This window comes from Deinococcus sp. KSM4-11, from assembly GCF_004801415.1.
In the GTDB taxonomy this organism is placed as follows: Bacteria; Deinococcota; Deinococci; order Deinococcales; family Deinococcaceae; genus Deinococcus.
On sequence record NZ_SSNX01000004.1, the window covers coordinates 328,195 to 350,854 of the forward strand.

The 22,660-nt window shown below is 69.1% G+C and carries 23 protein-coding genes and 1 riboswitch; of the genes, 10 read left to right on the plus strand and 13 right to left on the minus strand.

Annotation, left to right across the window (positions count from 1 at the left end; all coding sequences use genetic code 11):
* Nucleotides 1-42: 42 nt before the first annotated feature.
* A riboswitch (ZMP/ZTP riboswitch) is annotated at nt 43-130 on the minus strand.
* A gap of 63 nt (nt 131-193) precedes the next feature.
* From E7T09_RS13830 to E7T09_RS13845, 4 genes are all read right to left on the minus strand, one after another.
* A complete protein-coding gene (locus tag E7T09_RS13830) occupies nt 194-559 on the minus strand; it encodes a RidA family protein (RefSeq protein WP_240741791.1) in 366 nt (121 codons plus the stop codon).
* A gap of 22 nt (nt 560-581) precedes the next feature.
* On the minus strand, nt 582-1,157 hold the full coding sequence (locus tag E7T09_RS13835; protein WP_136389764.1) for a hypothetical protein: 576 nt from the start codon (nt 1,155-1,157) through the stop codon (nt 582-584).
* 42 nt (nt 1,158-1,199) lie between these two features.
* Entirely contained in the window at nt 1,200-1,427 is a 228-nt protein-coding gene (locus E7T09_RS13840; RefSeq protein ID WP_136389765.1) for a hypothetical protein, read from the minus strand.
* Between the two features lie 75 nt (nt 1,428-1,502).
* Complete coding sequence (locus E7T09_RS13845; protein ID WP_136389766.1) at nt 1,503-1,850, minus strand: helix-turn-helix domain-containing protein; 348 nt, start codon at nt 1,848-1,850, stop codon at nt 1,503-1,505.
* An 88-nt stretch (nt 1,851-1,938) separates the two neighbouring features.
* On the opposite strand from E7T09_RS13845, the gene E7T09_RS13850 reads away from it, so the two are divergent.
* Both E7T09_RS13850 and E7T09_RS13855 read left to right on the plus strand, forming a co-directional pair.
* Nucleotides 1,939-2,571, plus strand: a complete 633-nt coding sequence (locus E7T09_RS13850) for a nitroreductase family protein (RefSeq protein WP_136389767.1) — start codon at nt 1,939-1,941, stop codon at nt 2,569-2,571.
* 103 nt (nt 2,572-2,674) lie between these two features.
* Nucleotides 2,675-3,667, plus strand: a complete 993-nt coding sequence (locus E7T09_RS13855) for a zinc-binding dehydrogenase (protein ID WP_136389768.1) — start codon at nt 2,675-2,677, stop codon at nt 3,665-3,667.
* A gap of 4 nt (nt 3,668-3,671) precedes the next feature.
* Here E7T09_RS13855 and E7T09_RS13860 read toward each other — a convergent pair whose 3' ends face one another.
* Together E7T09_RS13860 and E7T09_RS13865 are read right to left on the minus strand one after the other, a co-directional pair.
* On the minus strand, nt 3,672-4,109 hold the full coding sequence (locus E7T09_RS13860) for a cytidine deaminase (protein WP_205747017.1): 438 nt from the start codon (nt 4,107-4,109) through the stop codon (nt 3,672-3,674).
* Nucleotides 4,106-5,716: an ABC-F family ATP-binding cassette domain-containing protein gene (locus E7T09_RS13865; RefSeq protein ID WP_240741792.1), complete on the minus strand. Its 1,611-nt coding sequence runs from the start codon at nt 5,714-5,716 to the stop codon at nt 4,106-4,108. The genes E7T09_RS13860 and E7T09_RS13865 overlap by 4 nt, the downstream gene beginning before the upstream one ends.
* A 230-nt stretch (nt 5,717-5,946) precedes the next feature.
* Between E7T09_RS13865 and E7T09_RS13870 the strand changes: the two genes are divergently transcribed.
* The gene (locus tag E7T09_RS13870) at nt 5,947-6,849 is read left to right on the plus strand and encodes a DUF2268 domain-containing protein (RefSeq protein WP_136389769.1); all 903 of its coding nucleotides are present in this window, start codon (nt 5,947-5,949) and stop codon (nt 6,847-6,849) included.
* Nucleotides 6,850-6,899: 50 nt separating this feature from the next.
* Entirely contained in the window at nt 6,900-7,436 is a 537-nt protein-coding gene (locus E7T09_RS13875) for a hypothetical protein (RefSeq protein WP_136389770.1), read from the plus strand.
* Here E7T09_RS13875 and E7T09_RS13880 read toward each other — a convergent pair.
* The 3 genes from E7T09_RS13880 to E7T09_RS13890 all read right to left on the minus strand — a co-directional run bounded on the left by E7T09_RS13880 (nt 7,401) and on the right by E7T09_RS13890 (nt 10,036).
* Nucleotides 7,401-8,204 (minus strand): IS5 family transposase, encoded by an 804-nt coding sequence (locus E7T09_RS13880; RefSeq protein ID WP_136389771.1) that lies wholly within the window; start codon nt 8,202-8,204, stop codon nt 7,401-7,403. The genes E7T09_RS13875 and E7T09_RS13880 overlap by 36 nt on opposite strands.
* A gap of 300 nt (nt 8,205-8,504) precedes the next feature.
* A complete protein-coding gene (locus tag E7T09_RS13885) occupies nt 8,505-9,314 on the minus strand; it encodes a metal ABC transporter permease (RefSeq protein WP_136389772.1) in 810 nt (269 codons plus the stop codon).
* Entirely contained in the window at nt 9,314-10,036 is a 723-nt protein-coding gene (locus tag E7T09_RS13890; RefSeq protein ID WP_136389773.1) for a metal ABC transporter ATP-binding protein, read from the minus strand. Before E7T09_RS13890 ends, E7T09_RS13885 begins: the two co-directional genes overlap by 1 nt.
* Nucleotides 10,037-10,071: 35 nt before the next feature.
* Here E7T09_RS13890 and E7T09_RS13895 point away from each other — a divergent pair, with 35 nt between their 5' ends.
* On the plus strand, nt 10,072-10,872 hold the full coding sequence (locus E7T09_RS13895) for a GNAT family N-acetyltransferase (RefSeq protein ID WP_136389774.1): 801 nt from the start codon (nt 10,072-10,074) through the stop codon (nt 10,870-10,872).
* A gap of 5 nt (nt 10,873-10,877) precedes the next feature.
* Here E7T09_RS13895 and E7T09_RS13900 read toward each other — a convergent pair whose 3' ends face one another.
* A complete protein-coding gene (locus E7T09_RS13900) occupies nt 10,878-11,759 on the minus strand; it encodes a metal ABC transporter solute-binding protein, Zn/Mn family (protein ID WP_136389775.1) in 882 nt (293 codons plus the stop codon).
* A 166-nt stretch (nt 11,760-11,925) separates the two neighbouring features.
* On the opposite strand from E7T09_RS13900, the gene trxB reads away from it, so the two are divergent.
* Nucleotides 11,926-12,912: a thioredoxin-disulfide reductase gene (gene trxB, locus E7T09_RS13905; protein ID WP_136389776.1), complete on the plus strand. Its 987-nt coding sequence runs from the start codon at nt 11,926-11,928 to the stop codon at nt 12,910-12,912.
* A gap of 27 nt (nt 12,913-12,939) precedes the next feature.
* Here trxB and E7T09_RS13910 read toward each other — a convergent pair whose 3' ends face one another.
* Nucleotides 12,940-13,479, minus strand: coding sequence for a hypothetical protein (locus tag E7T09_RS13910; RefSeq protein WP_136389777.1), 540 nt, complete (start codon nt 13,477-13,479; stop codon nt 12,940-12,942).
* A 252-nt stretch (nt 13,480-13,731) separates the two neighbouring features.
* Here E7T09_RS13910 and E7T09_RS13915 point away from each other — a divergent pair, with 252 nt between their 5' ends.
* From E7T09_RS13915 to murJ, 3 genes are all read left to right on the plus strand, one after another.
* Entirely contained in the window at nt 13,732-15,801 is a 2,070-nt protein-coding gene (locus tag E7T09_RS13915) for a hypothetical protein (RefSeq protein WP_136389778.1), read from the plus strand.
* A gap of 69 nt (nt 15,802-15,870) precedes the next feature.
* Complete coding sequence (gene pgm, locus E7T09_RS13920; RefSeq protein WP_136389779.1) at nt 15,871-17,505, plus strand: phosphoglucomutase (alpha-D-glucose-1,6-bisphosphate-dependent); 1,635 nt, start codon at nt 15,871-15,873, stop codon at nt 17,503-17,505.
* A 270-nt stretch (nt 17,506-17,775) separates the two neighbouring features.
* Complete coding sequence (gene murJ, locus E7T09_RS13925) at nt 17,776-19,317, plus strand: murein biosynthesis integral membrane protein MurJ (protein ID WP_370293954.1); 1,542 nt, start codon at nt 17,776-17,778, stop codon at nt 19,315-19,317.
* 134 nt (nt 19,318-19,451) lie between these two features.
* Here the strand turns inward: murJ and E7T09_RS13930 are convergent, their stop codons facing one another.
* On the minus strand, nt 19,452-20,612 hold the full coding sequence (locus E7T09_RS13930; protein WP_136389781.1) for a glycosyltransferase: 1,161 nt from the start codon (nt 20,610-20,612) through the stop codon (nt 19,452-19,454).
* 54 nt (nt 20,613-20,666) lie between these two features.
* Between E7T09_RS13930 and hisA the strand changes: the two genes are divergently transcribed.
* Nucleotides 20,667-21,389, plus strand: a complete 723-nt coding sequence (gene hisA / locus E7T09_RS13935) for a 1-(5-phosphoribosyl)-5-[(5-phosphoribosylamino)methylideneamino]imidazole-4-carboxamide isomerase (protein WP_136389782.1) — start codon at nt 20,667-20,669, stop codon at nt 21,387-21,389.
* A gap of 22 nt (nt 21,390-21,411) precedes the next feature.
* On the opposite strand, the gene E7T09_RS13940 is transcribed toward hisA, so the two are convergent.
* On the minus strand, nt 21,412-22,581 hold the full coding sequence (locus tag E7T09_RS13940; protein WP_136389783.1) for a YihY/virulence factor BrkB family protein: 1,170 nt from the start codon (nt 22,579-22,581) through the stop codon (nt 21,412-21,414).
* Between the last annotated feature and the right edge of the window lie 79 nt (nt 22,582-22,660).

The window sequence follows — 22,660 nt, forward strand, 5'->3', positions numbered from 1 at the left end:
ATGTCCTCCGGTCAAGCGAACAGCGTTCCCCACAACGGGGAAGTGTCCGACCCAGGCGCGCGATCACGAAGAAGATTCCGGAGGCTCCCCCGTGGTCACCCCACGTTCAGCGCCAGTCGCCCCCGCACTCGGGCCAGCATAGCGCCCTGCTTCTCACGGAGCTACGGCCACGGCCTCCACCTCGATCAGCAGTTCAGGAAGAACGAGCCCAGCCACCTTCACCAGCGTGCTCGCGGGCGGGGCGGCCGGATTCGCGAACTCGTCGCGAATCCGGCCGAAAGGTCTGGAGGTGCGCGGTCTCCGTGAGGAAGATGGTGAGCTTCACGACTGCGCCGAAGTCCAGACCAGCGGCGTCCAGTACGAGGCCCAGGTTGCGGAACACCTGCCGCGCCTGGGCCTCGAAATTCCCGGCGCCGACCACGTTCCCGTCCGCATCGAGCGCAATCTGCCCGGAGAAGTACACCGTGCGTCCACCGCGCACCTCGGCCGCGTGCGAGTAGCCGGTGGGGCTCCCGATGGAGGGCGCGTGGATGAACCGAAGGCTGGGGGTGTCGGTCATACGCCAGTGTGGTGCCGGAGGGTCAGTTGCTGTTCCCGCTGCCGTCCGGGGAGGGCGCTGTCAGGTCGCCCGCTGGGGTGGGGGTCGCGGCGGCACTCTGACCCGTTCCCCGGATCACGCCCTGCAACTCGGCGAGCACTTCGCGCTCCTTGTCGCTGACCTGCTCGCCGCCGATGCCCAGGAAGCCCCCTTCCTTGGCGGCCTGCGCCGTGCGTTCGGCCACCTGCATCAGCATGTCCTGGTACGCGCGGGCATCCTCGGGGCTGGTCTTGGCCGACACCAGCCACACGGCCTGCCGCACCGCCTGCACGTTCTGATCCACGGTTTCCTGCAGGTTGTGGGGGCGCTCGCCCTGCATCTCCTTGATCTCGTCACGGCTGGGGCCGGTGCCCAGCAGGTCGGCGGCCATCGCTTCCATCAGCGGCGTGCGGCCCGCCTTGCTCACACTCTCGCGGATCGAGGCGGCAATCGCCTGCGCCTCGGCGAGCAGGCCGGTCAGCCCGCTGGGACTGGCCGCGACCACGGCGGCACCGGCCCGGCCGGGGCCGGTCATGACCTGGAACCATTCCTGCGTGCTGAACTCGTCTTTCAGGCTCATGCGCTCAGCGTAGGCCGGGCACCGGAGGCTTTGCCTCCGCGTTCATTCACGGGCCTTCACGTCCGAGAGGTCGAACTTCGGGGCGTCCGTGTCCTCGCGCACGCTGACCGGGTCAGGCTCCAGGCCGTGCCCGCCGAACATCCCGCTGGCGACCAGTGAACCGCCCACCGCGTCGCCGGGCCGTCCGTCACGCGGCACCAGCGGCTTCAGGCGCCACGCCACCACGATCAGGATCAGCGGCAGGACGATGAAGATCAGGATGGCGGCCATGCGCCCAGTGTGGCATGACAAAAAGCCCGGCACTGAAAAGCCCGGCACAGTGGCCGGGCGGGGAGGATCAGGGCGTCACGCGCTCTGCGCTTCGGGAAGGGGGGGCAGGAGGTGGTCGCGGCCCCAGGCGTCGATGGCGTCGATCACCGACTGCAGCTGCCGTCCAGCCGGGGTCAGGGAGTAGACGCTGCGGGCGAGTTTGCCGTGGCTGTCCTCGGTGCGCTTGGAGATGATCTGCAGGCCTTCGAGGTGCTCCAGCCGTTGGGTGAGGGTGGCGCTGTTGCAGCCGCCGACCGCGCGGGCCAGTTCATTGAAGCCCTTTTCACCATCCAGCAGGGAGCGGACGATGTGCAGCACCCACTTCTCCTGCAACACCCCGATTGCCCGGTAGACCGGGCAGAATCCAGTGTGTTCAGTGCTCATGACAAAAGCATACACCTAAACGGGAACTAAAGTGCAGTCGATCTCACACCGCTTGACTTTATAAAGCGTCGGCGTTAGGGTGACGGGCATGACGACCTCCACCGAAGTCCGCCCCACGACCACCCTTCCTGTTGCTGAGGCCATCCAGACCCGCCGCAGCATCCGCAAGTTCGTGCAGGAACCCATGAACCAGGACGACCTGCGCGAGATCCTGCGCCTCGCCAGCCTGGCCCCCACCGCCAACAACGTCCAGCCCACCCGTTTCGCCGTGATCCAGAGCAAGGATCTGCAGCAGAAACTCCAGGACGTCAGCTACAACCAGAGCCAGGTCACCAGCGCCCCCGCCGTGATCGTTGTGTACTCCGACATGGAAGACGTGCTCGCCAACGCCGAACAGAACTTCCCCGCCAGCATGGGCGAGGAGCAGGTCAAGACCCGTGCGGAGGGCCTGCGCGCCCAGTTCGGTGCCCAGGACGTCGCCCAGCGCGGCCAGTGGGCCCTGACCCAGGCGAACATCGCCTTCGGCTTCCTGATGCTCGCCGCCCGGGGTAAGGGCTACGACACCGTGCCCATGCTCGGCTTCCAGCCGGACAAGGTCAAGGAACTCCTGGGCCTGCCCGAGCACGTCCAGTTCGCCGGCCTGCTGCCCATCGGCAAGCGTGACGAAGAAGGCTTCCCCCACCACCGTCACAACGTCGACCGCATCACGACGTTCTACTGATCTCGCGCGGATTCCGAGTGGCGGGCCCGCGCTCGCGGGCACACCGGAATCACTGAAGACCGCTCCCACCCCGGGGGCGGTTTTTTCGTGTCCACTGAACGCCATGAGCACTGAACTGACGGATCAGGCGATCATCGTCCACGCCTTCGGCGGCCCCGACGTGCTGAAGTGGGAGCAGCGGCCCCTGCCCCAGCCGGGCCCCGGTCAGGTGCGCGTGCGCGTCACGGTCACCGGCGTGAACTACGCCGATCTGCTCGCGCGCCAGGGGAAATACGGCACCAGCCAGCCGCCATTCACACCCGGCCTGGACGCGGTGGGCGTGGTGGACGCACTGGGCGAGGGGGTGACCACCCCGACGGTCGGCCAGCGGGTCGCGGTCTACCCGGTGGGTGGCGGCTATGCCACGCACGTCCTCGCCAGCGCCGCGCTGTGTCTGCCCCTGCCGGACAGCGTGCCGGACGAAGCGGCCGCCGCCCTGACCATGCTCGCCACCGCCTACGGCATCCTGACCACCGCGGCCGACCTGCACCGGGGCGAGACGGTGCTCATCCATGCGGCCGGGGGGGGCGTCGGGCACCTGGCCGTGCAGTACGCCCGCGCCCTGGGGGCCGGGCGGATCATCGGCGTGGTCGGCAGCGACGCCCGCGCCGCGTTCATCCGCGGTCTCGGCGTGGACGACGTGATCAACCGCCACCACGAGGATTTTGCCGCGTGCGTTCAGGAACTCACGGCTGGGCGGGGCGTGGACGTGATCCTCGACTCCATCGGCGGCGACACGGCCGAGCGGGGCGCAGGCGTCCTGGCGCGCTTTGGACGGCTCGTGACCTACGGGCACGCGGGCGGCACGCCGGGCCGGATTCCCACCGCGCCCCTGCACCGCGAGTGCCGCGCCGTGGTGGGCTACAGCAACGGCACCCTGCGCCAGCACCGCCCCGAACAGGCCCGCCAGACCACGCTGGAGGCGCTGGAGTACCTCCGGCGCGGCGACGTGACCGTGACCATCGGAGCGCGCGTTCCCCTGGCCGAGGCCGCTCGAGCGCACAGCCTCGTGGAATCCGGAACCGTGGATGGCAAGGTGCTCCTCACGCCCGGGTGAGGGTTCAGGTCAGCGGTTCGGGCCATTCCCAGCGGGGCAGCAGGTCGGCCAGCGGCCGCGCCTCGGCCCGGCCCAGGATCACCCGCGTGCGTAGGTTGCCGGGGTCGATCTGCCGGATGAATTCCCGGCAGCGGCCACACGGCGGCAGGACGAACAGCTGGCCGCTCTCCACTTTGCGCCACACCGCGACGATGGACGCGATGGAGTACTCGCCGGCCGTCACCATCGCCGCGATGGCGGCGTGCTCGGCGCAGAAGCCGGTGCCGGAGCCCGTGTCGATGCACACGCCGTGGTGGTGCTGTCCCGAGCCGCTGACCAGCACGCACGCGACGTCGCCGAACAGGCGGTCGCTGACCCGGTGGGGGCGCAGCACGCCGGCCGCCTCGGCGATCAGCGCGTCGTGGGGCTGGGAACCGTCGAGCATGGTATCAGGGCCGGTCATGATTCCGGAGTATCCTCCACGCCGCTCCCGCCCACGCGCCACACCCGCGTCGCCACGCGCTTCACCAGCGTGCGGTCGTGGCTGGCGAACAGCACCGTGCCGGGAAAGGCCAGCAGCACGCCCTCCAGCGCCTCAATCATGCGGATGTCCAGGTGGTTCGTCGGTTCGTCCAGCACGAGCAGTTGCGCCCGCGTGACGCTCAGGCGCGCGAGGCTCAGGCGGGTGCGTTGCCCGCCCGACAGCCCCTCCAGCCGGAAGGCCGGGCCGGGCAGCTGAAGCTGCGCGGCGACCTCGTGAAGCTGGTGGGGTGTGAGGAGGGGATTGGCGTCTAGCAGGGCATCCGCCACCGTGTCCAGGCCCGCAAGTTCCTCGCCGTGCTGCCCGGCCACGTAGCGGGTGAGGCCCATGCCCCAGCGCACCTCGCCCGTGTGGGGAAAGGTGCCCAGCAGTGCGCCGAGGAGCGTGCTCTTGCCGCCGCCGTTCGGGCCGGTCAGTGCGATCTTCTCCCCGCGGCGGACGTGCAGGGTCACGCCGTCCAGCACCCGTCGTCCGTCCCGGCACACGCACAGGTCGCGTACGGTCAGCACCTCGGCCGGGCCGGGCGGTGTGGCAGGAAGTTCCAGACGCAGCAGGCGCCGGTCTGTGTACGGTTTCTCGGTGGCGTGCGCGTCGAGCCGGTCGATCTGCTTCTGCATGGCCTTCGCGCGGGCCGAGTAGATCTGCTGGCCCCGCTCGCTCTTGAAGGTGGACAGGAACTTGTCGTTGTCGCGCGCCCGGTTGCGGTTCTCCTGAACGCCACCCTTGCTCGCCTGCCGCCGCCGTTCCTCGTCCAGCGCCGCCCGCTTGCGCCGGTACGCCTCGTAATCACGTTCCTGCGCGTCGCGCAGCGTGGCCTTCAGGGCCATCGCGTCCGAATACCCGCCGGGATAGCGGATCAGTCGGCCCCGTTCCAGCTCGGCCGTCTCAGTCGCCACGGCGTCCAGGAAGGCGCGGTCGTGGCTGGCGAGCACGAAGGCCGCACTGCTGGAAGCGATCCACGTTTCCAGCCAGCGTGCGCCATCCACGTCCAGGTGGTTCGTCGGCTCGTCCAGCAGGTAGACGTCGGCAGGGGAGAGCAGCAGACGGGCCAGGAGCGCCCGACGGGACTGCCCGCCCGAGAGCCGATCCGCGTCCGCCCCGGCGTCCAGCCCCAGGCCCGCCAGCACCGCTGCCGCGCGGCCCGTGAAGTCGTACCCACCGGCCAGCCGGTAGGTCTCTTCCGCCTCCGAGAACGCCGTGAGTGCCGCGTCCGAACCGTCGGCCAGTCCCGCCGAGGCGGCGTCGAACGCCGTCTGGGCCGCCCGCAGCGCCGGGGGCGTCACCGTGTCCAGCAGCGTTCCGGTGCCCGCCTCCTCCTGCTGGGCGAGCAGGGCCACGCGGCCCGAGATCAGCGCCGAGCCCGCGTCCGGCGCCTCCAGCCCCGCCATCACGCGCAGCAGCGTGCTCTTGCCACTGCCGTTCGCTCCCACCAGCGCGAGCCGCGCGCCGGGCGAGACCTCCAGTTCCACTCCATCGAAGACCGTCCGGTCGCCGTACGTTCGGGCGACCCCTCTCAATTGAATCAGCACTCGTTCACTCCCTGCGGCAAGGGCCAGCCCGCGCACAGCGGGTGGCAGCTTCAGACCGTGGATGCAGGGATTAACGACGCAAGATTCAGAAGTCCTTTGAATGGGCGGCAGGAACACGCCAGGAAACCTGGAGCTGCACCCAGCATACGGCCGGATCTGGCCAGTAGGCCATCCGGCGGACTTGAGCCTCACGCGACGTCAGGCCACACCATGCCGGGCAGGAGGTCCCCATGTCCGTTATTCCCGTCGATACCCTGGACGCTCTGCATACCGTCCTGAGGGCTCCAGAGCGGCACCAGGACGCCCTCTACCGTCAGCTCGTGCTCGATCCGCTGCGGCCCGTGTGGGAGGGCATGCTCCGCTATGGCCCGCCCACCGACGATCCCGCCATGCAGGCCGCCCGCATGATGAAGCTCTACCGGCCCGAACACGGCGCGGAACGCGGGCTGGAGGCCATCCGGCACCTGCAGGAAGCGGGCGTGGTTCAGGCCAACCTCACGGCGCTCCAACTTGCTACGGCCACGCTCAACCCCGATGCCCACGGCGTCCAGCTCCCGCCGCTACACCTCGCCCTGACTGTGGCAGAACCCGGCAGCCTGGGCGAGGACGGCCTGACCGGCGCGGCCAACGTTCCCGGCTGGCTGCTGCTGTCGATCTGGCCGCAGCTGTTGCCGAATGGTGCGTGGAACGACCCGAAGCTCCCCGCCATCACCGCGCACGAGTACCACCATGCCGTCCGCTTCGCCCAGCCTGACTGGACGTTCCCGATGACCCTCGGCGCGTATCTCATCGCGGAAGGACTGGCCGAGAGCTTCGCCGCGGACCTGTATGGCGAGGGCAGCCTGGGCTCGTGGACGACCACCCTTCAGGAGAGCGATCTGCGTGCCCTGGCTCCCCGGTATGGCGCCGCGCTGGAAGAACGCGACTTCGGCATCGTGCGAGGCTACATCTTCGGGGATTCGGTCATGCGGGAGTACGGCGGGCCCTCCGACCTGGGCATCCCGCCGTACGCGGGGTACGCGCTCGGGTACCGGGTCGTGCAGGACTACCTTCGCCTCAGCGGGCAGACGGTCGTTGAGGCCAGCTATACACCGTGGCGGGTGATTGCGGCGGGGTGTGGGTGGTTTGACTAAGTGCGCGGCACAAAACGTGCATAGCACGTCGTGCGCACTACCATCACGACGTGGCTCGCTCAATCACACAAGTCCTCAACGCCCTGCAATCTCTTGCTCCCGTTCCTGGACTGTCGGCCGGTGAAACGCCGCTGCCACTTCGACACACGTTGACTGCACCAAGCGACGCGAGCGATCTTGCCGTGATACACCACGTCCCTGCTGCTCTGCATAACTTCTGGCTTCAGGCAGCCAGTGCTCGACTCTTTGAAGACATGCAGTACGGTCAGTGGGGCTTGGTCATCCACGATCCTTGCGCTGCGCGGCACGCCACAGACGCTTACCAACTCGCGCGGCACGATGACGCCCGTGCAGGGGACCTCGTCATCGGCATGTTTCTCGGCGATTGTGACCTGTTGATCATCCGTGCTGATCCAAAGGCGGACGACGAGGGTCAAGTACTGGTCGCGCTGCCGCTCGATGGTCGTGTTGACTGGGATCGAGTCGGCCATGACTTTACGGACTTTCTCGACCAGTACATCCAGGCGCGCGGCGCCAAATTTTGGGAAGGCTCAACGAACGCCCGTATGGGTGCGGAAACACACTAAGGCACAGGCAAGGACGAGCAACGCAAGATGTGCATCGACTCGGCGCTCGTACCGCAACTTCAAGCGCTTGAACCGATTCAGCCAGCTCAGCGTCCGCTCCACCACCCATCTCACGTGCCCGAGACGCTCACGTGATTCGACACCCCGCCGCGCAATGCGAGGAACAATCCCACGCACATACAGCGCGTGGCGGCAGCGGTGAAAGTCAAACCCTTTGTCGGCGTGGAGCTTGTACGGTCGCTTGCGGGGCCGCCCAACTCGACCTCTGCGTACACCTGGCATGGCGTCTACGGCCGCTTCGAGCATCCGGCTGTCGTGCACGTTCGCAGCAGAGATGACCACGGCGAGCGGTAGGCCGTTGCGATCAACCACCAGGTGCCGCTTGCAGCCCAGCTTGCCCCGGTTGGTCGGATCTGGGCCAGTTTCTTCGCCACCACACGGTGAAGCGATGGTCGCGGAGTCGAGCGAAGCGCGGCTCCAGTCGATCGCCCCAGACGCGTGGAGTTGATCGAGCAGGACACGATGAAGTGCGGCCCACACACCAGCGTGCTGCCACTCGATAAGACGTCGCCAGCAGGTCATCCCACTGCCGTAGCCAAGCTGTTGTGGAAGGGAGCGCCAGGAGATGCCCGTGTGGAGGACGAAGAGAATGCCTTCGAGGGCGAGGCGGTCGTCGATCCGGGGACGACCGCCTCTGGCCCGGCAGGGTGGTGGCGGAAGAAGGGGAACGATCAACGTCCAGAGGTGATCGGAGACGAACGGCACCACGTCACATTGGAACGTTCAGGTGAAGTTTTGTGCAGGGCAGTAAGGCATTCCCCACCCCCCAGCCCCCTACCCCTCTGGGGTAGGGGGAGCGGGCGCTGCGCTGGGCATGTGGTCGTCAGGTTGACTGGCTGGCCCTCGTGGCTGTCTGGATAGCGTGGGCGGCGTGTGCCCTCACACTTCTCGTCGTCACCGCCCGCGCGCTTCGCGCACGATGGCATTCGGTAGGCGTGCCGGGTGGGACGTTTCGTCTTTGGGCCCAGTCCCGCTGTTGGTAGAGGAAACTGGCGTCCTTTGTCTCCGTTACTCCCGTCTCCTGACGAGCAGTGCGAGCAGGAAGACGGCGGTGTTCACAAGCACGATGGTCGCGCCGGGCGCGGTGTCGAGGTAGTAGCTGAGGTACAGGCCGGTGATGCCGCCCACGCTGCCGAGCAGCGCGGCGAGCAGGATCATCTTGCGCAGGCTGCGGGCCAGCAATCGGGCGGCGGCGCTGGAGGTGATCAGCAGACTGACGCTGAGGGTCGTGCCGACGAGTTGCACGGTCAGCACGACGACCAGCCCGATCAGCACCAGCAGCAGGTTGTTCAGGCGGCGAACCGGCAGGCCCACAGCGCGCGCCTCGGTGGGGTCGAAGGAGGCCAGCAGCAGTTCCTTCTGGATGGCGGTGAGCAGCCCGCCCACGACCACCGTGACGGCCAACGCGCCCCACAGGTCGCCCGCGCTGACGCCGAGGGGATTCCCGATCAGGAAAGCGCTGAGGTCCGTGGTGAAGGTCGGCGCGCGGGAGAGCAGCACCACGCCCAGCGAGAACATGCCCACGAACACGATCCCGATGGCGCTGTCCTGCTTCAGGCCGCCCCGGTTCCCGATCGCGCCGATGCCCAGGGCCGTGAGGATCGCGGCGATCATGGCCCCCACCAGCAGGTTGCCCTTCGTGAGGAATGCGGCAACGATGCCGGGGAACACGGCGTGGCTCATGGCGTCCCCGATGTAGCTCAGGCCGCGCAGCACCACCCACGCGCCGATCAGGGCACACAGCACACTCACGAGCACGACCGCGAGCAGCGCCCGCACGAAGAACCCGAACTGGAGGGGGTCGGTCAGGACGTGCATCAGGCCTCCGCGTGCATGGGCCCGAGGTGGCTGCTGCTGAACGTGAGTTCGACGTTGTGCGGCGTGTACACCTCGGCGGGCGTGCCGCTGGCGATGATCCGGCGGTTCACGAGCACCAGCTGGTCGCACCAGCGCCGCGCCTGTTCGAGGTCGTGGGTGACCATCACGACCGCGCGGCCCCGGTCGGCCTCGGCGCGCAGCAGGGCCATCAGGCTCTCCTGGGTGGTCGCGTCCACGCCGGTGAGGGGCTCGTCGAGCAGCAGCAGGTGCCCGCGCCGGGCCAGCATCCGGGCCAGCAGGACGCGCTGGCGTTGCCCGCCGGACAGGGCGCCGATGTGCCGGTGACGCAGGTCAAAGACACCGGTTTCCCTGAGCGCGCCCTCGACGATCTCCCGGTCTTTGCGGCCGGGCCAGCGCAGCCAGCCCAGGCGCCCGGTGCGGCCCATCATGGCCACGTCCCACACGGTGACGGGGAACGCCCAGTCGAGGGTCTGCTGCTGAGGCACGTAGGAAATACACTCGCGCGCGGTGTGGCCGGGATCGAACTGCACGGCGCCCGCGTGGTCCGGCAGCAGGCCCACCAGGGTGCGCAGCAGGGTGCTCTTGCCCGCGCCGTTCGGGCCGATGATGGCGCTGAACTGCCCGGCCTCGAAGCGCACGGTGGCGTCCTCCAGCGCGATCTGCGGGCCGTACGCGACCGTCAGGTGCGAGACGCCCAGCATCAGCGGGTGCTCCCTGACGGGCGTACGCTGGGGGCATGGTGTCCGATCCGTCCCGTGCCGCCCTGCTCGCCGCGTACGACGCCCAGTTGCGAGAGGACTCCGAGATGGCGTCCGCCGACGCCTTCGACCGCGCCGGGCCTCTGTACCGGGGGGTGTTCGGCGACCGGGGCTTCGTGACCTACCGCGATCTGGGCGGCCTGACCGGATCGGCCCTCGACGACCTGATCGCGCAGACCGTCGAGCACTACGCGGCAAATCCGCAGATCAAGACCTTCGAATGGAAGACGCGCGGCCACGACGCGCCCGCCGACCTGCCGGGTCGCCTGATCGCGCACGGTCTCACGCCGGATGACCTGGAGACCGTCATGGTCGGAGAGGCCAAGCTGCTGGCCCAGCCGGTGCCACTGCCAGAGGGCGTGACGCTGCGCCGCATCGACAACCAGCCCGAGCCTCGGGCGGACGTGGAGAGGGCGGCCGCCACGCTGGAACGGGCCTTCGGGCATGGCTTTGGCGCGGGGGGACTGCTGCGCCGCATCGAGCAGCGCCCGGATCTGATCGAGCTGTGGGTGGCGGAGGCGGGCGGTGAGGTGATCAGCGCGGGCCGCCTGGAGTACGTGCCGGACAGTGACTTCGCGGGCCTGTGGGGGGGCGGCACCCTGCCCGAGTGGCGCGGCCAGGGCATCTACCGCGCGCTCACGGCGGCCCGCGCCAGTTCGGCCGCGGATCGTGGCGTGCGCTACCTGCACAGCGACTGCACCGCGATGTCCCGCCCGATCCTGGAACGCAGCGGCATGATCCCGGTCACCACAACCACGCCGTACCTCTGGCGACGGTAGCGCCGTCACTTCAGCGCCCTGACCATGATGTCCACGTTGGCCCGCAGGGCCTTCAGGAAGGTGTCGCCGCGGCTGCCCTGCGGCCCCAGCGCGTCGGTGTACAGCGGGGGAGCGATCTTCGCGCCGGTCTCGGAGGCCAGCGTACGGGCCAGGCGGTCGTTCACCGTGTTCTCGGTGAAGATGACCTTCGCGCCGCTGCCCCGCACGCTGGTGATCAGCGCGGCCAGCTCGCGGGCGCTCGGTTCGCGCTCGGTGCTCAGGCCGGGCAGCACGGTTCCCGCGAGGGTCAGGCCGTAGTGCGCGGCGAAGTACGCCAGGGCGTCGTGGTTCGTCACGATCGTCTTCTGCGCGGGCTTCAGCGTGGCGAACTGCGTTTTCGCCCAGGCGTCCACACGGTCCAGCTGCTTCAGGTACGCGGCGGCGTTCTGGGCGTACGTGGCCTTTCCGGCGGGATCGGCGGCGCTCAGTGCCATCTGGATGGTCCGGATGTACCCGGCGGTCAGGGTCACGTCCCACCACGCGTGCGGGTCGCGCGGGCCGTTGCTGCCGCTCTCGCCGGGCGCGGGGCGCAGCGGCAGACCCGTGGTGAGGATGACAGCCTTGGCCCCTGGGTTCGCGGCCTGCACCTGCGGCAGCCACGGTTCGAGGTTCGCGCCATTCAGGAACAGCAGACGGCTGCCCGCAAGCTGGCGGATGACGGTGGTGGTCGGCTGGAAGGTGTGGGCGTCGGTTCCGGCCGGCACGATGGTGGTGACGGTCACGCGAAGGCCGCCGACGTTCTTCACGAAGTCCGCGAGGATCGAGGTGGTCGCCGTGACGGGCAGGGGGGCAGCGTGGGCAAGGCTGGCGCCGAGCAGCACAGCAAGGGAAAGCAGAGTGCGTGTCATCGAGGTGATCTCCAGGGTGGAAGGGTGCAGGCCGGATCTCGGCCCACCGACTGGAAATGATAATGCGTTCTCAATAACGGGACAAGACCCCCTTAGGCCCATGCTTTAAAAAACAAAGTGTGCGTGGCTGACCATCCGCAAAGGTGCGCGGTGCTACGCTTTTCGCATGACCAGCGCCCCTGAAGGCACCCAGAATTTCGACGTCGTGATCGTCGGCGGCGGCCCCGCCGGCCTGACCGCCGCCATCTACACCGGCCGCGCCAGCTTGAGCACCCTGATCCTCGAAAAGGGCCTCCCCGGCGGCCAGATCGCCCAGACCGAGGAAGTCGAGAACTACCCCGGCTTCCCCGACCCGATCTCCGGCATGGAACTCGCCATGCGCATGCAGCAGCAGGCCGAGAAATTCGGCGGCAAGATCGAGATGGACGAGGTGCAGTCCATCCACCGTGCCGACGACGACATCGAACACCCCTACCCGTTCATCGTCACCGGCTACAGCGGCACGTACCGCGCCAAGGCCGTCATCCTCGCCACCGGCGCGAACCCCAAACGCCTGAACATCCCCGGCGAGGAACACTTCTGGGGCAAGGGCGTCAGCACCTGCGCCACCTGCGACGGCTTCTTCTACCGTGGCAAGAAGGTCGTCGTCATCGGCGGGGGCGACGCGGCCGTCGAGGAAGGTCTGTTCCTCACCAAGTTCGCCGACGAGGTCACAGTCATTCACCGCCGCGACTCCCTGCGCGCCAACAAGGTCGCCCAGGCCCGCGCGTTCTCCAACCCCAAGATGAAATTCATCTGGGACACCGCTCCGCTCGAAATCCAGGGTGAGCACTCCGTCACCGGCGTGCGCCTGAAGAACCTCAAGACTGGCGAGGAAAGCACCATGGACACCGATGGCGTGTTCATCTTCATCGGTCACACGCCCAACACCGAGTTCGTCAAGGACACCGTGAACCTGCGTCCTGACGGCTACGTGGACGTCACCGACGAGATCTATACCAGCGTGCCCATGCTGTTCGCCGCCGGCGACGTCAGCGACTACATCTACCGCCAGCTCGGCACCTCGGTGGGCGCGGGCACGCGCGCCGCCATGAGCGCCGAACGCGCCCTGGCCGCCCTGGAAGTCGAGCACCAGACGACCGCCGCCGACTGAGTCACGGTTCCCACTCCGCCCCCGGTTCTAACGCCGGGGGTTCGCGTTGATCCATGCCCGCGCCAGATCATCCGACAGCTCCGCCATGCGGTCGAGTACCACACTCCGCACTGGGCGTCCGGTGCGCGCCTCGGAGTGGATGTCCGTGTAACCGGCCGTGAACCGCTGCGTACCCCGTTGCCAGCGCCGCTGCACCACCAGCCCCACCCCGTACGAGTACGCGGGATCTCCGAACCCCCGGTACGTCGCCGGATCCAGGTAACGGACATTCACGGCCACCGTCACGACTCCGTCCTGCCCCCAGCACCACCACGGCCGGGCCAGGCGGACGCCCCGGCGCTCCAAGCGGGCCGTCATGACCTGCCGAAGCTCCCCTTCCAGCCCGACGAGCGCGTTCTGCTGCGCGGTGCCATTCAGGTCTTGCCGCGTGACGCTCGCCACGCCGGACGCCACACACAGCGTCACTCCGCCCAGTTCCGGCGGGACGTTCTCGCCGTGCCCGCCCGCGTGGCCCGCCAGCAGCGCCGCCAGCAGAACCGCCCAGACCGCCCTGTGCGGACGCCGCACGGTTACTTCAGCACGCCGGCCCACACCAGCAGCGCCCACAGGATCACGGGGATGGCCAGGGAACCGACGATCAGTTTGATCAGTCGCCACCAGTCGTTCAGGAATTCCCGCAGCCTCATGGACTCAGGCTAGCAGGCGCGCAGCGGGACATCCGGAACGCGGGGCACCCTCGCAATTCGGTGCTCCGGAAGCGGGGTAGGAACGAACCGGCCTAGAATCGGGTGTGCTGCCTGACCGCCTTGCCAGGTGTTCATGCCTCTGACCGTCACGCCCGTGTACAACGCACAGGGCGAGCAGGTCGTGCTGGGCCGCGAGGTCGGACAGGGCGTGCGCGCGGACGTGCTCCTGCTGCGAAACCGCCCGGATCAGGTGGCCAAACGCTGGCGTGACGAGCTGAAGGAAGGTGAAGCCGCACACCTGCGGGCGCTGGTGGCCGCGCACACGCCGGAACTGGAGGCAGTGAGCACGTGGCCGGTGAACACCCTGCACGACCACGCGGGCACGCTGCTGGGCGTGGTGCGCCCGTATCTGAACCTGGGCGACTTCCGGGACCTGACCTGGCTGTCTTCCCCGGCACTGCGGCTGCGGGCCTTCACGAACGCGGGCTGGGCGTTCCGCGTGCGGGTCGCGGCAGCGGTGGCGCAGGCCATCGCGGGGCTGCACGCGGCCGGGCAGATGATGGGCGACGTGAACCCGCTGCACGTGCTGGTGTCGTCGCAGGGGCGGGTGCGGCTCGTGAACGTGGACGCCTGGCAGCTCCGCGTAGATGGGCAGGTGTACCACACCACCACGGCCACGGCGCTGTTCCTGCCCCCTGAGCTCCAGGAGCAGGAGCTGGTAGCCGTGACCCGCACCGTGAACCACGACCTGTTCGGGCTGGCGGTGCTGCTGTTCCAGCTGGTCTTCGACGGTCGGCATCCCTATGCGGGCCTGCCGGATCACGGCGAGGTACCCACGCCCTCCCGCGCGATCGCGGAGGACGCCTACGCGTACGCGCTTCCCCCGCGCCCCGGCGTGCGGCCCCCGCCGGAGGGCCTGCCCATGGGCGCCCTGCCGGAGAGCGTGCAGGAGCTGTTCGCTGCGGCGTTCTCGGCCCACCACGCGAATCGCCCCACGGCCGAGGAGTGGGCGCGGGAATTGAGCCTTCTGGCCGATACGCTGGTCTCCTGCGAGCGCACCGAGGCCCACCAACACGAGATCGGCCAGCCGTGCCCGTGGTGCGAGCTGGACGCCATCAGGAGCGTGTCGCCCTTTACGTCGGATCGGCACGGCCCGGAGGGCAATGCGCAGGCGGCACAGGTTCAGACGCTGTGGCAGGAGGTCATTCACGTGCCCGCCCCAGCGCGGCTTCAGGCACGGCCCGAGTCCTCGGCGGCGCTGCCCGATCTGCCCCTGAACCTGCCCACCCCGCCGAAGGTCGTGGCCGAGGCGCAGCTGGAGCGCACCCTGCGCTGGACGCTGCGCGTGGTCGCCCTGCTGCTGTTGTTCGGCGCGACCTTCGCCGTGCAGCGCTCCGTGATCGCGGGACTGGTCATCCCGGCGCTGCTGATCGTGGCGTTCACCGTGGGCCGCCGCCTGTCGGTGGACTGGGACGCCATGGTAGAGGGCTATCAGAACGCGGAGGGCCGCCTGACCGAGCGGCTGCTGCCCGCGCGTGGAAAGTGGCAGGCGTACCACATCGCCCTGGAGGCCCGCCGGGAGGAGCTGAACCGGGAACTGGAGACCCTCCAGGCGCGGTGGACGGCACTGGACGGCCGCCTGGCCCGCGAGAACGCCCGCGCCGAGTACGACCGCGACCTCACTACCCTGGACGGCCTGCGCCGTGCGCTGCTCCAGGGTGAGGAACGCCAGTGGGACGCTGTCGAGGCGCTGCTGATGCAGAAGCGCGAGCGGGCCACCCTCGAGTTCCTGAAACGGCAGCCGATCCGCGCGGGGATCCTGCCGCACTTCACGACCCGCACGGAACTACAACTCGCGGGCCTGGGGCTGCGCACCGCCGCCGACCTGACCGCCACCCGCCTGAACGATGCGCCCGAGGCGTGGCAGGCCGCCCTGGCGGTGTGGCGGCAGGGTCTGGAGGAGTACCTGCCGCTGAGCTTGGATCTCGTCAGCGCTGAGCAGGTGCAGAGGGTGCGGCGCGAACACCAGGCGCGCTGGACTGAGGACTTCGAGACCTACCGGCGGGCGGTGAACGCCTTCAAGGCCGGACGCTGGGGCACGGAACAGGCGGGTGTGCAGACCGAGCTGGACGCCGTGGCCGCGCAGGTCACCCAGCACCGACACGCGCTGAAGACCCTGGACAGTCTCGCGCGCCAGGGCTGACACACCGGGAGCTTCACGCTGTCTTGCCACGGCCTCCCCCCGGACGGGTGCGTTCATTACACTGCCGGTATGACCCTCAGCGAACTGGCCGGCAAGACCGCACCGCAGAGCCTGCTGACGAACATCCCCCGGCTGGTCGCGCACTACTACGAGACCCGGCCGCTGGTCAGCGATCCCCTCCAGCGCGTCGCCTTCGGCACCAGCGGGCACCGGGGCACCAGTCTGGCCGGCACGTTCAACGAGATGCACATCCTGGCCGTGTCGCAGGCGGTCGCCGAGCACCGCGCCGCCCAGGGCATCAGCGGGCCTCTCTACATGGGGCTGGACACCCACGCCCTGAGCGAACCCGCGTGGATGACCGCCCTGCAAGTCCTGGTCGCCAACGGCGTGCGGGTGCGCGTCCAGCCGGGAACATTCACGCCCACGCCGCTGGTCAGCCACGCCATCCTCGAACACAACCGCACAGGAGCGGACGGCACCGCCGACGGCATCGTCATCACGCCCAGCCACAACCCCCCGCAGGACGGCGGCTTCAAGTACAACCCCCCCAGCGGCGGCCCCGCCGACACGGACGTCACCAAGGTCGTGCAGGCCCGCGCGAACCAGATTCTGGAAGACGAGATGCGCGACGTGAAACGCGTGTCGCTGGAAGACGCCATGGCTGCGCTGGAGGACTTCGACTTCATCACGCCCTATGTCGAGCAGTTGCCCACCGTCATCGACCTCGACGCGATCAAGCATAGTGGCGTGCACATCGGCGTCGATCCGCTCGGTGGGGCGAGCCTGCCCGTGTGGCAGGCCATCCAGGCGCGCTACGGCCTGAACCTCGACATCGTGAACACGACCATCGACCCCAGCTTCGCCTTCATGAGCGTCGACCGGGACGGCAAGATCCGCATGGACTGCTCCAGCCCCTACGCCATGGCCGGCCTGCTGCGCCTGAAGGACGACTTCGACGTCGCCATCGGCAACGACCCGGACTCCGACCGGCACGGCATCGTCACCGCCGACGGCCTGATGAACCCCAACCACTACCTCGCCGTGATGATCGAGTACCTGTTCCAGAACCGCCCCGGCTGGCGCGCGGACGCCGCCATCGGCAAGACCCTGGTGAGCAGCGCCCTGATCGACCGTGTGGGCGCGGGCATCGGCCGCAAGGTGGTCGAGGTGCCCGTCGGCTTCAAGTATTTCGTGGCGGGCTTACTCGACGGTTCCTTCGGCTTCGGCGGCGAGGAGAGCGCGGGCGCGAGCTTCCTGCGCATGGACGGCGGCGCGTGGAGCACCGACAAGGACGGCCTGATTCCCGGCCTGCTGGCCGCTGAAATGACCGCCAAGACCGGCAAGACCCCCAGCCAGCGCTTCGCTGACCTGACCGCGAAGTACGGTGCGACCGCCTACGACCGCCAGGACGCGCCCGCCACGCCCGACCAGAAGAAAATCCTGGGCAACCTCTCGCCCGAGCAGGTCACCGCCACCACCCTGGCCGGCGACCCGATCACCGCGAAGCTCACGCGCGCACCCGGCAACAACGAACCCATCGGCGGCCTGAAGGTCACCACGGATCAGGCATGGTTCGCCGCCCGGCCCAGCGGCACCGAGGACGTCTACAAGATTTATGCCGAGAGCTTCAAAGGGGCCGAGCACCTGAAGCAGGTCATGGATGAGGCGAGGGATGTGGTGGGGGAGGCCCTCGGGTCTTCCTGACCCTTCGGCACCCGATCAGCGCGGCACGGGACGTCTGAGAGCATCGTCCCGTCCAGACAGCCCTGGACGTGGTCCTAGTACTCGGCGGCGCACCCTAACGACCGGAGGCTGGCATTGTCGGACAGCCTTTGACGCGCTGTTCCGGGCGTACCTGCCACGATACGCAGTCCGGCAGTCACGTCTGTCGGTTCTGCCCTCCGCGCTACACTCCCCTGCGTGACGGTGCCGCCTGCGGGGTCTTCCTCTCCCGACGTTCCCCCTGAAATCGACCTGGAGTTCCCGGCCGACGTGAATCCGCGTGCGCCCCGGCGGTCGCTGCGGGTGAACACGCTGATCGTCATGGCGGGCACGCTGGGCTCGCGCGTGTCGGGGATCGTGCGCCAGCAGATCATCAACCTGTTCGACACGTCGCTGACCGACGCCTTCAACGTGGCGGTGAAGGTGCCGAACCTGCTGCGTGAATTGCTGGCCGAGGGCGCGCTGGTCAACTCGTTCATTCCGATCTACAAGTCTCTGGACACCACCGAGCGGCGCAAGTTGGCGCAGTCGTTCTCCGGTGTGATGATCGCCGTGAACCTGATCCTGATGGCGCTGGGCATCCTGGCCGCGCCGTGGATCGTGAACCTGCTGACGGCGGCGGACGCGAACATCGACCGGGCGGTGGCGGTGTACATGACGCAGCTCGTCATGCCGTTCCTGACGCTGATCAGCCTGTCGGCCGTGGCGATGGGGCTGCTGAACGCCGACGAGCACTTCCGCGAGAGCAGTTTCGCGCCGGTGGCCTTCAATCTGGCGTCCATCGTGGCGCTGCTGCTTCTCCCCGACACGGCGACGTGGCTGGCCTTCGGATGGTTGATCGGTGGGGTGGCGCAGCTGGCAGTGCAGCTTCCGTCCCTGAACCGCTTCGGGTTGCTGCCCACACCTGCTCTGGTGGGGCACCCGGCGCTGCGGCGCGTGCTGGTGCAGATGGCACCGTTCACGCTCACGGCGGGCGCACGGCAGATCCTGAACGTGTACGTCACGCGGCTGCTGACGAACGGCGCGCAGTTCCCTACGGGCACCCAGACGGGGTACGCGAATGCCGAGGCGCTGTTCACGACCGTGAACGGCTTGTTCGTGGTGTCGCCGGTGCTGGCGATGTTCCCGCGCTTCGCGCAGCACGCGGCCGACAAGGACTGGGCGGCGTTCCGGGGCCTGACCGCGCAGGCAATCCGCACGACCACGTTCCTGGCCGCGCCGATGAGCGCGCTGCTGGTGGCGCTCGCCCCCTACGCGGTGAGTCTGTTCAACCTGGGGCGGGGCTTCGATCCGCAGAAGTTCCAGGCGGGGGCCGGCATCCTGACGGGGTGGGCGCTGGCGCTGGTGCCGTGGGCGCTGGTCACGGTGCTGCTCCGAACTTTCTACGCGCGGGAACGCACGCGCGAGGCCGTGGTCGTCAGTGCCGTGGGCTTCGTACTGGAGGTGTTCCTGTATGGCCGGCTGGTGCCTGTGCTGGGTTTCCTGGGCTTCGGCGTGAGCACCGCCCTGAGCGGCACGCTGATGACGGCCGCGCTGATCGTCATGTACCGCCGCGCGCTGGGCTTCCCGGCGGCAGAAGTGGCGGCGCACCTGATCCGCGTCGTGCCGCTCGCCGTGGCAGCGGGGCTGGTCGCGTCACTGGTGTCGCGCGTGCTGCCGGCGCCGGGCTTCATCGTGCCGGGGGCACTGGGGCTGGCCGTGGCCGGGGGGATGGGTCTGGGCGTGTACCTGCTGGGCGCACTGGCCCTGCGGTTGCCGGAAATGGGTGGGCTTCTGCGAAGGCTGCGGCGCTGAGTTCGCGGGCAACCCACTCTGATGTCAGTCTGCTGCGTGGCCGGCTTTCCTCAGAGGGAGCCATGGTTTCTTCCTCCCGGTAACGGCGAGGGGTCGCAGGCGGCGTGACGCAATCCCACCCCGGCCCAGCTCCTTCACGTCAGCGAGCGGCGACGCGTCTTCGTGCCGATGACGCCCCGGTACACGGCTTCCAGCGCGGCGGCGCGGGTGCCCAGGTCGTACGCGGCGGCGCTCGCACGGGCCTGGGCCTGCCACAGCGGGAGGGTGCCGGGATGCAGCGCGGCCAGCAGCCCGTCCGCCAGGGCCTGTGGCGTGGCGTCCCGCACGGTGCCGTTCACGTCCTCCTGAATGAGGTCCAGTGCGGCGGGACTGCGCGCGGCGACGAGGGGCACGCCTGCGGCGAGGGCCTCGATCATGCTCATGGGCAGCACCTCGCTGGTGCTGGCGGTCAGGAACACGTCGGCGGCGCTCAGGGCGGCGGGAATCTGTGCGTACGGCAGCGGGCCGGTGAAGGTCACGCCCTCGGGGGCGGACGCCTGGAGCGCGGCGCGGCTGGGGCCGTCCCCGATGACCAGCAGTCTCAGTTCCGGTCGGCTGGCGCGGGCCACGCCATACGCGCGCAGCAGCGTGTCCAGGTTCTTCTCCGGCGCCAGGCGGCCCAGCGACACGACCAGGGGCACACCCTGCGGAATGTGGTACTGGGCGCGCACCGCGCTGCCGTCCACCCCCTGGAAGGCACTCAGATCCACCGGATTCGGGAAGACGTCCACGCGCCCCGCGTAGCCGTACTCGCGCAGCATGTCCACCATCGCCTGACCGGGCGCGAGCACCGCCTGCACGCGCCGCGCGAAGGCGCTGATGTGCGGGCGGATGATCGCGCGGCCGAGCCTCGGCGGCACCGGCGTGTAATGCAGATACTCGTCGTACTGCGTGTGTGCCGTGTACACCACGGGCGCGCCTGTGATCCGCGCCCAGCGCAACGCCAGTTGCCCCGCCAGGAAGGGGTGCATGGTGTGCAGCACGTCCAGGTCGCGCAGCGGCAGCCGCGAGGTCAGCAGTGGCCCCGGCGCGAGCATCACGGGGTAGTCCGGCGGGGCGCCCAGCGCCCTGGCGCCGGCGAAGGACGTGTTCAGGCGGTACACGCCGTCCTCGGCGGGCGGCATCAGCGGGTGGCGCGGCGCGAAGATCCTCACCTCGTGCCCCCGCTCGCGCAGGCCGCGGGCATACAGGGCGGTGCTCGTCGCAACGCCGTTGCGCGAGGGAGAGTAGGTGGCGGTGACGATTCCGATGCGCACGCTGCGGGCAGTCTAGCGGGCCGGGAGGGGGCCGTCCCCCGTATCCTGTGGCCCATGAGCGCTCCTGGCCAGCCCCTGATCATTCCGTGCGTGGACATCCAGTCTGGCCGCGCCGTCCGACTGTACGAGGGCGACCCGGAGCGGGAGACCGTGTACTTCGACTCGCCGCTGGACGCCGCCCGCCACTGGGTGAACCTGGGCGCGGGCCTGCTGCACCTCGTGGATCTGGACGCCGCGACGGGCCGGGGGCAGAACCGCGAGGTGATCGAGCAGATCACGCGGGATCTGGGCGTTCCGGTGGAGGTGGGCGGCGGCATCCGGGGCCGCCGGGCCGCCGAGGAACTCCTGCTTCAGGGGGTGGATCGGGTCGTGATCGGCACGGCGGCGGTGACGCACCCGGAACTCGTCGCGGAACTCATCGCGGCGCATGGTGCGGAGCGCGTGGTCGTCAGCCTCGACGCGCGCGGCCTGGAGGTCGCCACGCACGGCTGGGCGGCCGGGAGCGGCGTGAACGTCGCGGAACTCACGCCCCGGCTGGCCGACGCGGGCCTGGAGACGCTGATCTTCACGGACGTGACCCGTGACGGCACCCTCAGAGGTCTGGATCGCGACCTGATGCGGCAGGTGCGGCACCTGTGGGTGAACACCCTGATCGTGGGCGGCGGCGTGGCCAACTTGGATGACGTCCGCCTGCTGCACGAGGAGGGCATCCAGGGGGCCATCGTGGGCCGCGCGATCTACGAGGGCACGTTGCCATACCCGGTGCCGCTGGACTGAGCCGGCCGGAGCGGCACGGGCCTCAGCGTCCCTTCCGGTGCTGCCCGGCAATGCCCAGCACCCGCAGCACCATGACGGCCGGAATGGCCATGATCGCCAGCACCGCGTTCCAGATGGTGCCGCGCACGCTGGGCAGCAGGCGGCCCTCGCCGTGCCGGGGGACCGGCCGGAGCAGGCGCGGCAGCTTCGGCAGGGTCACGCCCAGCACCCGGCCCCGCGCGTCACGGACCGGGTGCTGGGCGTGACCCAGCGCTTCGAGTTCCTGCGCGCTGGGCTCGGTGCTGATCGCCGCGCCCTGCGCGACCAGCGCCTGTTTCTTCGCGACGTTCGCCGCGCCGCCCGCGTGGTTCCCGAACTTCTGCGAGTACACCCACGTGACCTCCGCGCCGTAGAAGAAGATCAGTGCGGAGTAGTAGATCCACAGCAGCAGGATCACCAATGAGGCGGCCGCCCCGAACACGCTGCCCGGCGCGGCGCGGCCCAGGTACAGGCCGATCAGCAGCTGGCCCAGGTTGAACAGCGTGGACGTGAAGATCCCACCGACCCACACCTCGCGCCACTCCAGTTTCACGTCGGGCAGCACCTTGTAGATCGCGGCGAACACCGGGGCCAGGAACGTCGTGGACAGCAGCAGCGTACCCGCCCGCACGAAGAAGGCCCCGGCCCCGATGGTGTCGCCCAGGCGCTGGGCGATGGCCGACAGGTACGTGTTCAGGCCCAGGAACGCGATCAGCAGGACGCCCAGGCCGATGATCATCAGGAAGGACTTCAGGCGTGTCCACACGACATTGACCAGGCCGACCGGCGGGGCCGGGTCTGCCCCCCACATGGAGTTCAGGGCGTCCTGGATCTGCACGAACAGTCCGGTGGCCCCGAGGAACAGCGTGGCGAACGCGCCGACGGACGCGACCACGCTGCCCTTCATCAGCGAATCCGGGTTGATCAGGGTTCTCAGGAACTGGGCGGTATCCACGCCCAGGTTCTGGGCGATGATGCTGTTGGAGTCGAAGAGCTGGTCGAGCACCGTGCCGTCCGACAGGAAGCGGCCCGCGACCAGCACCGCCAGCAGCAGCAGCGGGGCAATGGCGAACACCGCGTAGTACGCGATGGCGGCGGCCAGTCTGGGCGCCTTGTCCTGATTGAAGGCCAGGAACGCCTCGCGGATCAGGGTCAGCACGTCAGCGGGCTTCATCTGGCCCAGTGTAGGGGGGTGGGTCCGTCCACTCCGTGACGCCCGGTTGAGACAATGCCCATCATCCGGACGGTAGCCT

What these genes read in the sequence shown, in the direction of transcription:
- E7T09_RS13830 (WP_240741791.1), bottom strand. Translation starts at nt 559, where the DNA reads ATGACCGACACCCCCAGCCTTCGGTTCATCCACGCGCCCTCCATCGGG.
- E7T09_RS13835 (WP_136389764.1), bottom strand. Translation starts at nt 1,157, where the DNA reads ATGAGCCTGAAAGACGAGTTCAGCACGCAGGAATGGTTCCAGGTCATG.
- E7T09_RS13840 (WP_136389765.1), bottom strand. Translation starts at nt 1,427, where the DNA reads ATGGCCGCCATCCTGATCTTCATCGTCCTGCCGCTGATCCTGATCGTG.
- E7T09_RS13845 (WP_136389766.1), bottom strand. Translation starts at nt 1,850, where the DNA reads ATGAGCACTGAACACACTGGATTCTGCCCGGTCTACCGGGCAATCGGG.
- E7T09_RS13850 (WP_136389767.1), top strand. Translation starts at nt 1,939, where the DNA reads ATGACGACCTCCACCGAAGTCCGCCCCACGACCACCCTTCCTGTTGCT.
- E7T09_RS13855 (WP_136389768.1), top strand. Translation starts at nt 2,675, where the DNA reads ATGAGCACTGAACTGACGGATCAGGCGATCATCGTCCACGCCTTCGGC.
- E7T09_RS13860 (WP_205747017.1), bottom strand. Translation starts at nt 4,109, where the DNA reads ATGACCGGCCCTGATACCATGCTCGACGGTTCCCAGCCCCACGACGCG.
- E7T09_RS13870 (WP_136389769.1), top strand. Translation starts at nt 5,947, where the DNA reads ATGTCCGTTATTCCCGTCGATACCCTGGACGCTCTGCATACCGTCCTG.
- E7T09_RS13885 (WP_136389772.1), bottom strand. Translation starts at nt 9,314, where the DNA reads ATGCACGTCCTGACCGACCCCCTCCAGTTCGGGTTCTTCGTGCGGGCG.
- E7T09_RS13890 (WP_136389773.1), bottom strand. Translation starts at nt 10,036, where the DNA reads ATGCTGGGCGTCTCGCACCTGACGGTCGCGTACGGCCCGCAGATCGCG.
- E7T09_RS13895 (WP_136389774.1), top strand. Translation starts at nt 10,072, where the DNA reads ATGGTGTCCGATCCGTCCCGTGCCGCCCTGCTCGCCGCGTACGACGCC.
- E7T09_RS13900 (WP_136389775.1), bottom strand. Translation starts at nt 11,759, where the DNA reads ATGACACGCACTCTGCTTTCCCTTGCTGTGCTGCTCGGCGCCAGCCTT.
- trxB (WP_136389776.1), top strand. Translation starts at nt 11,926, where the DNA reads ATGACCAGCGCCCCTGAAGGCACCCAGAATTTCGACGTCGTGATCGTC.
- E7T09_RS13915 (WP_136389778.1), top strand. Translation starts at nt 13,732, where the DNA reads ATGCCTCTGACCGTCACGCCCGTGTACAACGCACAGGGCGAGCAGGTC.
- pgm (WP_136389779.1), top strand. Translation starts at nt 15,871, where the DNA reads ATGACCCTCAGCGAACTGGCCGGCAAGACCGCACCGCAGAGCCTGCTG.
- hisA (WP_136389782.1), top strand. Translation starts at nt 20,667, where the DNA reads ATGAGCGCTCCTGGCCAGCCCCTGATCATTCCGTGCGTGGACATCCAG.
- E7T09_RS13940 (WP_136389783.1), bottom strand. Translation starts at nt 22,581, where the DNA reads ATGAAGCCCGCTGACGTGCTGACCCTGATCCGCGAGGCGTTCCTGGCC.